The 7,876-nt window shown below is 70.5% G+C and carries 5 protein-coding genes; 2 read left to right on the top strand and 3 right to left on the bottom strand.

All coding sequences use genetic code 11. The features are described from left to right. Positions 1 to 212: 212 nt before the first annotated feature. The 3 genes from ASD47_RS17900 to ASD47_RS17890 all read right to left on the bottom strand — a co-directional run bounded on the left by ASD47_RS17900 (position 213) and on the right by ASD47_RS17890 (position 5,162). Positions 213 to 1,304, bottom strand: a complete 1,092-nt coding sequence (locus ASD47_RS17900; RefSeq protein ID WP_082564673.1) for a PepSY domain-containing protein — start codon at positions 1,302 to 1,304, stop codon at positions 213 to 215. After that, a complete protein-coding gene (locus ASD47_RS17895) occupies positions 1,304 to 3,478 on the bottom strand; it encodes a TonB-dependent receptor (protein WP_056759432.1) in 2,175 nt (724 codons plus the stop codon). Before ASD47_RS17895 ends, ASD47_RS17900 begins: the two co-directional genes overlap by 1 nt. Positions 3,479 to 3,560: 82 nt before the next feature. Further along, a complete protein-coding gene (locus tag ASD47_RS17890) occupies positions 3,561 to 5,162 on the bottom strand; it encodes an ABC-F family ATP-binding cassette domain-containing protein (RefSeq protein ID WP_056759431.1) in 1,602 nt (533 codons plus the stop codon). A gap of 216 nt (positions 5,163 to 5,378) precedes the next feature. Here ASD47_RS17890 and ASD47_RS17885 point away from each other — a divergent pair, with 216 nt between their 5' ends. Both ASD47_RS17885 and ASD47_RS17880 read left to right on the top strand, forming a co-directional pair. Further along, the gene (locus ASD47_RS17885; RefSeq protein ID WP_056759429.1) at positions 5,379 to 5,849 is read left to right on the top strand and encodes a DUF1203 domain-containing protein; all 471 of its coding nucleotides are present in this window, start codon (positions 5,379 to 5,381) and stop codon (positions 5,847 to 5,849) included. A 110-nt stretch (positions 5,850 to 5,959) separates the two neighbouring features. Beyond that, positions 5,960 to 7,738, top strand: a complete 1,779-nt coding sequence (locus ASD47_RS17880; RefSeq protein ID WP_056759426.1) for an ATP-binding protein — start codon at positions 5,960 to 5,962, stop codon at positions 7,736 to 7,738. Positions 7,739 to 7,876: the final 138 nt, after the last annotated feature.

Here is a 7,876-nt window from a genome sequence, read left to right as displayed (position 1 = left end):
TTATCGGTCCCTCCGCCGGCGGTCCGCCTGGTGCTGAGAACACCAGGCGGACGTCCCGGAAGACACCAGCAGCTTACCGCTTCTCCAACAGACAAGGGGTCGAAGAACGCAAACGCCGCGACAAGCCGAGAGGCCGGTCGCGGCGTTTTCCATTTGAGAGACCCCTCATCCGTCGACTTCGTCGACACCTTCTCCCGCAAGGGGAGAAGGATTCAGGCCCCCTTTGCCTTCGCTCGCTTCCGCCGCTTCAGGCTCCCCGTCGGGTTGCCCCAGAACGTCACCACCGCCAGCGTGCCCAGCAGGGTCAGGGTGAGGCCCGACACGGTCATCACCAGCCGGTACGGCAGGCCGCCGACCTTGGCTGCGTGAAGGGGATAGTCGAGGTTGGCGATCCGCGACCCCAGGGGCAAGGCTTGGGCGTCGCGGTCGGCGACCATCTTGCCGGTGGCCGGGTCGAACCAGGCCATGGTGCGGCCGTTGGGCAGCCACTCGGCCTGCTGGCGCAGGCGCACAGAAATCAGCCCGCCCGGCTTGGCCGGCAGGCCAATCGTGCGGACCTCGGCGCCGGGATAGCGGGCCTGGGCCTGGGCGATCACCGCGGTCCAGTCCAGGTCCTTGGCCAGCTTGCCGCCCTTGATCTTCGGCGGGGCCGAGGCGGCCTTCATCGTCGCCGCCGATGAGAACGGCGCCCGGATCGCGTCGGAGAACCACTTCAGGTTCATCGCCGCCCCGGTGGTCAGGGACAGGATCAACAGCGGCGCCACCAGCGCGCCCAGGTCGCGATGGTGATGGACGATGGCCGCCCGCTTCATCATCCGCGGCCAGGGCCGGAGATGGAACATCCGCCGGGTCGGCCACCACAGCCACAGGCCCGTGCCCACGAAGCCCAGCCCGGCCAGGCCGGCGATCCCGCCGACGATCTCGCCCGCGTCGCCGTTGAACAGGTGATGGTGGAAGTCGAACAGCCAGACCTCCGGCCGGGCCCAGTTCGAGGTCCAGCTCTGGACGATCGCGCCGTCCTGGTCGGCATAGGCCCCGTGCTCGTTCTTGTACGCCAGCTTGTGCAGGCCCAGGCGCTGGCTGGCCAGCACGATCGACCGCGGGTGGTCCTTGGCCGCGAAGACCCGCGTCACGGCCGCGCCCAGGGTGGCGGCGTCCTGGCGCTGGGCGTCGGCGGCGTGCGGCACGGTGGCGCGCAGGAAGGCGTCCTCGTGCACCAGCAGCGCGCCGGACAGGCCCATCAGAGCCAGCAGCAGGCCGATCAGCCCGCCGGTCCACCGATGGATGAGCCGGACGATCTTCATCAGAAGCGCGCTTCCCAGCCCAGCGTCGCCGTCCGGCCGCGCCCGGCGAAGTAGCGGTCCACCGCCGGCGCCGTGGTGTCGGAATTGTAGGAGATGTACTGGCTGTTGAAGAGGTTCTGAACGCCCAGCGACAGCGCGCCCATCGGCAGCTTGTAGCGGACGAAGGCGTCGGCCAGGGTGTAGCCGGTGAAGTTGTCCTTCACCAGGGCGTCCTGCATGTCGCGCCTGATGTAGGACTGGATCTGGACGCGCAGGCCCCACGTCTCGCCCTGGTAGTCGGCGGCCAGGTTCAGGCGGTCGGGCGAGATGTTGGCGCCGTCCAGGTCGGTGTCGACTTGGTTGTCCTTGTTCGTGTCGGTCCGGCCCTTCAGGTGGGCGTAGCCGGCCGAGACGACCAGGCCCGGCACCGGCGTGCGGGCCTTGACGTTGGCCTCCAGCCCCTCGATCTCGACCCGCTGGCGCTGGACGTCAAAGATGCCGCCGCTGTTCTTGACCAGCAGCTGGCCCAGCTTCGAGGTCGACCAGAAGTAGCTGAGGCTGGCGTCGAACGGCCCGCGCTTCAGCTCAGCGCCGAGCTCGCGGTTGTTCGACACGATCGGCTCGATGTTCAGGTAGGAGTCGACGTCGACGCCGTCGATATTGATGCCGCGCAGGATCCGGCCGACGTCCGGCACTGTGTAGCCCTCGGCGTAGCTGCCATAGAAGCGCAGTCCATGGACCGGCTCGACCACGATGCCGCCGTTGACCAGGGTCGCCTTGAAGTCGGGATTGCCGCCCGCCACCTTGCGCGAACCGTAGAAGGCCAGGGTGGTGAAGTCGTCGACCTTCAGCTCGACGTTCTCGAAGCGCACGCCGCCGGCCAGGTGCACCTTGTCGTCCAGCAGCGAAAGGTTGCCCTGCACGAACGGCGCGACGCTCTGGAACTTGGTCGGCGGCACCCAGGCGCGGCCGGTCTCGATCAGCACCTGTTCGGTGCGGTCATTGATGGCGTCCACGCCCACCGTGCCGGTCAGGCCCTCGATCCCTGGAACCGCCCGCTCGTAGCTGACCCGCGCGCCCAGCTTGCGCGAGCGGTTCGACGACTGGTCGAACAGCGTGCCCTTGGGCGCGATGGCCACGTCCTGGAAGGTGTCGTTGACGTCGCCGCCGAAGGTGTCGCGCGAGCGGTTGAAGAACAGCTGGGCGATCAGGTTGCCGCCCAGGAGGTCGGTGTTGGTCAGCGAGGCCGAGACGGTCTCGACCCGATTGGCCGCCGGTTCGCCCGGCTGGACGCTGCGAAAGCTGGTGGTCGGCAGGTGGGCGACACGGTTGCCGTTGGTCGCCGGGACGGGGTTGCGGGCCGAGATGGTGGTGGTGACGTAGTCGCCGTCGCCCTTCAGCTCGAAACGGTTGGCCACCACGTCCAGACGGGTGTTGTCGCCCAACTGCCAGCCCAGGCGGGTGAAGAACGACAGGGCCTTGGAATCCTGGACGTCGCCCTGGGTGTTGTCCATGCCCAGACGCCGGCCGTCGGCGTCGTAATAGGCGCCGCGCGCGTGGTAGGCGACGCCGGCCGTGGCGTCCAACGCACCGCCGCGCCAGGCGACCAGGCCGGCGACCTTGCCGCCGACGCTGTCGCCCAGGTCGTGGCCGGCCGTGACCTGGGTCAGGACCTTGCCGCTGACGCCGTCCGCGCGGGGCGGGCCGACCGTGACCTGGTTGACCACGCCGCCGGTGGCGCCGATGCCTTGCAAGGCGTTGGAGCCGTAGATCACTTCGACGCGGTCGATGAAGAACGGATCGATCGTATAGCCGTCGCGCGAACCGTCGCGGATCGGGGTCGACTGCGGGATGCCGTTGATGGCGTACAGCGGCGAGCGGCCGCGCAGGGTCTCGCCGGCTCCCGACAGCTTCTGGCGGGTGGGCGAGAACGACGGCGACAGGGTCGAGACGGCGTCGACGATCGAGCCGCTGACGCCGACCTGCTGCGTCAGGGCCTCGGAATCGATGACGTCGACGGTGAGCGGCAGGGCGCTGGCCGGCAGGATGGTGCGGGCGGCGGTGACCACCAGTTGGTCCACGTCCGTCGCCTCTGCCTTGTCCTCGGCATGGACGGCGGTCGCGGCGGCCAGGGCCAGCAGACTGAGGCCCGCCAGGGCGGCGGCGCGAAGGCCCTTGGCTGAGATGGTCCGCATGATGATCGACGCCCGACAGTTCCAACTGAGGCGCCGTATAGCTGCTGTTGAGAGTGATTAGCAATAAGTCAGAGCGCGTACGTCATCCGGGCCGCAGCGTGATCCGCCGTTCCACGCCCACCGCGTCGAGGAAGTCCTCGTCATGGCTGGCGATCAGCAGGGCGCCGTCATAGTCGGCCAGGGCGTCCTCCACCGCCTCGACGGAGTCGAGGTCCAGGTGGTTGGTCGGCTCGTCCAGGATCAGCAGTTGCGGCGGATCAGCGGCCATCAGCACGCAGGCCAGGGCCGCGCGCAGGCGCTCGCCGCCGCTGAGGGCGCCCACCGCCTGGTGGGCCGCGACGTTGCGGAACAGGAACCGGGCCAGGGCGGCGTGGGCCTCGTTGGCCCCGACGGCCGGGTTCAGGCGGCGGAAGTTCTCCAGGATGGTCCGGGTCTCGTCCAGCACCGCCGCTCGCTGATCCAGCAGGGCCGCCCGGACGCCGCGCGTCACCGTCCCCGTCGTGGGCTCCAGGCCGCCGGCCGCCAGGCGGATCAGGGTCGACTTGCCCGCGCCGTTGCCGCCGACCAGCGCCATGCGCTCGGGTCCCGCCAGGCGGAAGCTCAGATCCGCCAGCACCGGCGGCCCGCCCGGATAGGAGAAGCCGACGGCGTCGAAGTCCAGCACGACCCGCCCGGCGGGCAGACCGCAGGACGGCAGATCGAAGGCCAGGCGGCGCAGGCGCTCGACCCGGGCGTCGGCGGCTTCGCGGGCCTGGACGGCGTCCTGGGCGGCGCGGTCGGCCAGCCGCCCTTCGCGCGCGCCGCTGTTCTCAGCCCGCTCGGCCTGGGCGCCCAGCAGGATCTTCGGCTCGCTGCCCTTGGCCGCGAACCGGCGGCCGGCGGCGTCGCGGCGCGCCTTGCGCTCTCGGCCGATCTGGGCCTCGCGCGCCGCCTGGCGCACCTGGCGTTCGGCCGCCTCCAGGTCGTGCTCGGCGGCGGCCACGGCCTGGGCCTTGCGCTCGGCATAGAGGTCATAGCCGCCGCCATAGCTGGTCGCGCCAAGGCTGGACAGCTCGACGATGCGGTCCACGCCGCGCAGCAGGGCGCGGTCGTGACTGACCACCACCGCTCCGCCCTTCCAGCGCCGCAACACGTCGGCCAGCAGGCTGCGGCCGGCCGCGTCGAGGTTGTTGGTCGGTTCGTCCAGCAGGATCACGTCGGGGGCCGCGATCAGCAGGCCGGCCAGGGCCGCGCGGGTCATCTGGCCGCCGCTAAGGCTGGCCGCGGGAGCGGACGCGTCCCGGCGCGACAGCCCGACCTCGCCCAGGGCGGCGGCGACGCGGCCCGGCAGGGTCCAGTCGGCCTCAATGAGATCCTCTTCGAGGGTTTCCGGGGTCCCCTCCTCCGCCTCGATGCGGCACAGCCGGTCCCAGGCGGGGCCGACGCCCAGCAGGTCGGCCAGGCGCGCGCCCGGCGGCGGGGCGTGCAGCTGGGGCAGGACCCCGATCACGCCGGCGCGGCTGACCGTGCCCGAAACGGGGGCGGAGGTCCCGGCGATCAGCGACAGCAGCGTGGACTTGCCCACGCCGTTGCGGCCGACCAGGCCGATGCGCTCGGCCCCGATCGCGAGGTTCAGATTGTCGAAGAGAACGCGGCCGTCAGGCGTGTCGGCGCGAACGGAATCCAGGGTGATGAAGGCGGGCATGGGCAACCATGGTCAGGTCTGCGGAAAGGGCGAAACGGTCGTCCATCGCAATGTCCATGGCAGCCTCCATCGGTCGGCCCGGGATTTCGAGCACGGACCTTCTAGGCGATCGACCGATGTTCGGCAAGTTCGATGCAACCGCAAGGATCGGCGCAAGGATCGGGTGTCGGCCTCCCCGAGAAGGGGTCACAACAGGCTCCAGACCAGGAGAGCCCCATGTCCTTCACCGTTTCCAGCCTGCCGATCGAGCCGTTCGCGCCGCTGTTCGCCCTCGACGACGCGGCCCTGGCCGAGCGCGGCATGCTGCGCGTGGTCGCCGACGCGCCGTTCGCCTTCCCCTGCCGTGTCACCCTGGACGACGCCGCGCCAGGCGAGAGCCTGATCCTGCTGAACCACGAGCACCAGGCCGCCGACACCCCGTTCCGCTCCCTCTACGCCATCTATGTGCGCGAGGCCGCGCAGGCGCCGGCCTCGACCACCGACGTCCTTCCGCCCGCCCTGCGCCGCCGGCTGCTGTCGCTGCGCGGCTTCGACGCATCCGGCATGCTGCGCGACGCCGACGTCGTCGAGGGCTCGGCGGCCGAGCCGGTGATCGAGCGGATGCTGGCCGATCCGGGCGTGGCCTATCTGCACGCCCACTACGCCAAGCCCGGCTGCTACGCCGCGCGGATTGATCGCGCCGCCTAGGTTTCTTCGGCTCGAGCTTGGTCCAGGAACGGTAGCGTTCTCAATGGCGACTTAACCTGGATCGCCTAGCGTCCATCAAGGTCAGCGGTGGAAACCACGGGCGGGGGCTCATGAAGCAGGCGATTGGCAAGCCGGAACCGATTCCGACTCGGGAGATCGTCGGCCCGTGCGTGCCGATCCTGCGCGGCTATCTGCTGGCGGCCGCCACCTACTATAGCCTGATCAGCGTTTCTCATCCCTTCTACGAGCGGGGCGTAGCCCTGCTGGTGCTGGAGAGCCTGGCGCTGGCGACCGCCGCGACCGGCTTCTGGCTCTGGCGTCGGCTGAAGGCTCGGCCGCCCGAAATGCCGGGCCTGGAAACGGCCGCCCTGGCGATGAACGCCCTGTTCATGGCCAATGTCGTCGCCTACCAGATCCTGCATTTCGAGCCTGCCAAGCTGGTCTATTTCGTGCTGATGGCTCTGGCCTTCGCCACCTCGGCCCCGACCTGGCGCGTGGCCCTGGCCAGCGTAGGCGCGGCGATCATCGGCCTGCTGGCGATGGCCCGCAACGCGCCCGGCGACCTGGTCGGCCAGTACGGCTTCATCGGCGTGGCCGGCGCCTTCGCCGCCCTGGGCATGTCCGCCCTGATGCGGGGCGCGATGATGCGGGAACTGCGGGCCCGCCTGGCGTCGGACGCTCTCAACCGCAAGCTCGAGGCCGAGCTGGAGGAGAACCGCCGCCTGCGCACCGAGGCCCAGGATCTGGCCGTCGCCGCCGAGACCGCCAGCCGCGCGAAGACCGAGTTCCTCGAAACCATGAGCCACGAGATCCGCACGCCCCTGAATGGCGTGCTGGGCATGGCCCAGGCCATGGAGCGCGACACCCTGTCGGCCCGGCAGCGCGCCCGCCTGGCCCTGATCGGTCAGTCCGGCGCCGCCCTGCTGGCGGTGATCAACGCCGTGCTCGACATCTCGCGGATCGAGGCGGGCAAGATGGAGGTCGTCCGCGCCCCCTTCGACCTGGACGCCCTGGCCGACACCCTGCGCCAGCTCTATGGCGGCCTGGCCCGCGACAAGGGCCTGGACTTCACCCTGGAGATCGCGCCCCGGGCCGGCGGCTGGCGCGATGGCGACGCCGCGCGGCTGCGCCAGGTGATGAGCAACCTGATCTCCAACGCCATCAAGTTCACCGATGCGGGCGGCGTGGTCGTGCTGCTCGGCGGGGACGCCGCCACCCTGACCTGCGCCGTCACCGACACCGGGATGGGCGTGCCCGAAACACGCCGCGCCCAGATCTTCGACAAGTTCGTCCAGGTCGACGGCTCGAGCACCCGCCGCTCGGGCGGCAGCGGCCTGGGCTTGGCCATCTGCCGCGAGCTGGTGACCCTGATGGGCGGCGAGATCGGCTTCGAGAGTCCGGCGGGCGGCGGTGCGCGCTTCACCTTCGCGGTCCCCTGCCCGGCGTTGGGCTCTCTCGTTCAGCCGCCTTCCGTCGAGGCGGCTGGCGCCGCCCCTGCCCTGGACGGCGCGCTGAAGATGCTGGTCGTCGACGACAACGCGGTCAACCGCACCGTCCTCCAGGCCATGCTGGGCCACCTGGGCGTCGCCTGCGACGTCGCCTGCGACGGGCACGAGGCGGTGGCCCTGTGGGAGACCGGGTCCTGGGACGCCATCCTGATGGACATCCACATGCCCGGCATGGACGGGCTGGAAGCCGGCCGGGTCATCCGCGCGCGCGAGAGCGCCGAAGGCCGAGCCCGCACCCCGATCCTGGCCGTCACCGCCAGCGTGCTGGCCCACGAGACCGACCGTTACCTGGCCGCCGGCATGGACGGTTTCGTGGCCAAGCCGATCGCGGCCCAGCGGCTGGCGGCGGCGCTGGACGCGGCGCTGGGCGGCGCGTCGTAGCTTCGCGAACACCCTACGGTTCGAACACGCCGAAATGGCCGTTGCCGCCTTGAAAACATCCCCGCCGCACGACGGTCCTTCCCCAGGGCGGATTGATCGTCGCGCGCCAAACCTTGCGGTGACGCGCGGCTTTGACCA

Origin of the sequence: Caulobacter sp. Root1472, from assembly GCF_001426985.1 — a bacterium.
GTDB classification, from domain to species: domain Bacteria; phylum Pseudomonadota; class Alphaproteobacteria; order Caulobacterales; family Caulobacteraceae; genus Caulobacter; species Caulobacter rhizosphaerae.
This window is presented reverse-complemented; position numbering and strand designations above follow the sequence as displayed.